A 2,104-nucleotide genomic window follows, 5' to 3' on the forward strand; every position below is an offset into this window, starting at 1 on the left:
CAGCGGTCCCCGCGCGCGTGTGCCCCCGCTCGTCGCTGCCCGGCAGGCCAGCGGTCCCCGCGCGCGTGTGCCCCCGCCCTACACCACCACCAACGCCGCCGCGCAGACCGCCGTGGCCACCGCGCACAGCACCGCCGCGGCGGCCAGGCGCGGTGTCAGGGATGCCGGGTGGGGTGTGGACGACAGGGTCACTATGCGGCGGTGGGCCACTGCCAGGAACGTGAGCCACAGGGCGCAGCACGCCGCGCAGATCAGTGACCCGGCGACCGTGGGGCCCCCGTGCAGGGAGGTCTTCATCGCGAGGACGGTGGCGACGGCGCCGGCGAGGGTCGTACGGCGCCATGCGAGCCGCGTACGTTCGGGCTGGAGGCCGGGGTCGCGGGTGTCGGGGTCGGCGGTGGGGGGCTGGTGTGTGCCGGTGGAGGGCTGCGGCGTGCTGGTGGGGGGCTGCGGTGTGCCGGTGTGATCATCGGACTCAGCGTCCGGGGTCCGCGCCCCCTCGGGAACCCCCGCCCCGCTCACTCGTTCCACCCGAGAACGACGACCACCACCATCGCCACCGCGACAAGAGCCACGAGGAGGGTCAGCGCAGCCGGGAACCGCGACGTCGGCAGATCCTCCCCCCGCCGCATCGCCCGCTCGCACCGCACCCAGTGATTGAGCGCCCGCACGGCGCACAACACCCCCGCGACGAGCAGCGCCAACGCGAACCCGACCCGCCACCCCCACCGCAGGTCGGGCAGGAACTGGTCGACCGCGAACCCGCCTCCGACGAGGGCCATGGCGGTGCGGAGCCACGCGAGGAACGTGCGTTCGTTGGCGAGGGAGAAGCGGTAGTCCGGCGTCGTCCCTTCCTCGCGGACCGCGGAGGGCGCGAACCACAGACGGACGTTCCGAACAAAATCGATCACGCCGAAAACCCTACCCGGCGGTCGGGGAGGGGGCGTTGTCAGTGGCGGCCGTTACGGTCGGTGCATGGAGGTTCCCACGCCGCTGAACGGCTACGCGCACCCCGGCCACGGCATGGCCCCGGCCGAACACCACCTCGCCCTGCCCGGCTTCTGGCCGGCCTACCTCGCGGTGTCCCCCGACCACTTCGAGGACTTCGGCGCGGACCCGGCGGACGTGGACGCGGCGTACGAGGCGCGGCGCGCGTGGCCGACGTACAGGATCCCGTTGCCGCACGGCAGGACCGTATGGATCGTGTTCGCCAACTGCCCCGACGACCCGGGCACCGACTACCTCCTCACGGATCCCGCGCACCCCGGCAGCCCCCGTACGCTCGCCGCGACCGAGGGCGCCTTCCCGGGCCCGGCGCTCCCCTGGCCGGACCTCCTCGCGCTGGCGGAAGCGGTGCCGGAGACCGGCGAGGGCGTACGCGACCCGCACCGCCTGCTGCCCGCGTACGGCGATGCCGGCCCGCCCGCGCGGGAGGCGCGGGAGCGGACGGCCGCCGCGCTGACGGCGATCGGCGTCCCCGCTCTGACCGGCTACCTCCTGGACCTGGGGCGTCTCCGGCACCAGCCCCCTCAGCGGCGCCGGAACTCCTTGAGCCGCCCGTACGCCGCGAGCCCGTCCGGCACCCACTCCCACTCCCGGAGCCGCCCCTCGACCTCCTCCTCCGACAGGAACCCGTACCACTCGACCTCCTCGACCTGAGGGAGGACCGGCAGCTCGCACAGCACCTCGTACACGGCGGACCACCAGCTCCGCCCCGCCCCGTCGTCGTACAGGAACTTGAAAAGAAACTCCGGCTGCGGCAGCCCGCTCACCCCGAGCTCCTCCTCGGCCTCCCGCAACGCGGCCTCGTCATACCCCTCCCCGGCCCCGACGACCCCGCCCACGAACATGTCGTACAGAGAGGGAAACACCAGCTTCGTCGGCGTCCGCCGGTGCACGAACAGCCGCCCCTCGGCGTCACGCGCCTGGATGAACACACACCGGTGCCGGAGCCCGTCCGCGTACACCTCCCCGCGGGGCAACTGCCCGATCACGTTGTCCCGTTCGTCGACGATGTCGAGGATCTCGTCCGCAGCGCTCATGGGACCATCCAAGCAGCCGCCTGAGCCGGCGGGCCGAACGGCGGCTCAGGCGGCTGCTTGGA

3 protein-coding genes are annotated in these 2,104 nt (G+C 73.5%); all 3 read right to left on the reverse strand.

Features of this window, described 5'->3' with window-relative positions:
• Positions 1–78 precede the first annotated feature (78 nt).
• The 3 genes from AOK24_RS44895 to AOK24_RS44905 all read right to left on the reverse strand — a co-directional run bounded on the left by AOK24_RS44895 (position 79) and on the right by AOK24_RS44905 (position 2,042).
• A complete protein-coding gene (locus tag AOK24_RS44895; protein WP_055725533.1) occupies positions 79–522 on the reverse strand; it encodes a DUF202 domain-containing protein in 444 nt (147 codons plus the stop codon).
• The gene (locus tag AOK24_RS44900) at positions 519–911 is read right to left on the reverse strand and encodes a YidH family protein (protein WP_055725534.1); all 393 of its coding nucleotides are present in this window, start codon (positions 909–911) and stop codon (positions 519–521) included. Before AOK24_RS44900 ends, AOK24_RS44895 begins: the two co-directional genes overlap by 4 nt.
• Positions 912–1,529: 618 nt before the next feature.
• On the reverse strand, positions 1,530–2,042 hold the full coding sequence (locus tag AOK24_RS44905; protein ID WP_055725535.1) for an NUDIX domain-containing protein: 513 nt from the start codon (positions 2,040–2,042) through the stop codon (positions 1,530–1,532).
• Positions 2,043–2,104: the final 62 nt, after the last annotated feature.

This window comes from Streptomyces niveiscabiei (assembly GCF_001419795.1).
GTDB classification, from domain to species: Bacteria; Actinomycetota; Actinomycetes; order Streptomycetales; family Streptomycetaceae; genus Streptomyces; species Streptomyces niveiscabiei.

Coding starts and splice junctions, on each gene's coding strand:
- AOK24_RS44905 (WP_055725535.1), bottom strand. CDS start 2,042: ATGAGCGCTGCGGACGAGATCCTCGACATCGTCGACGAACGGGACAAC.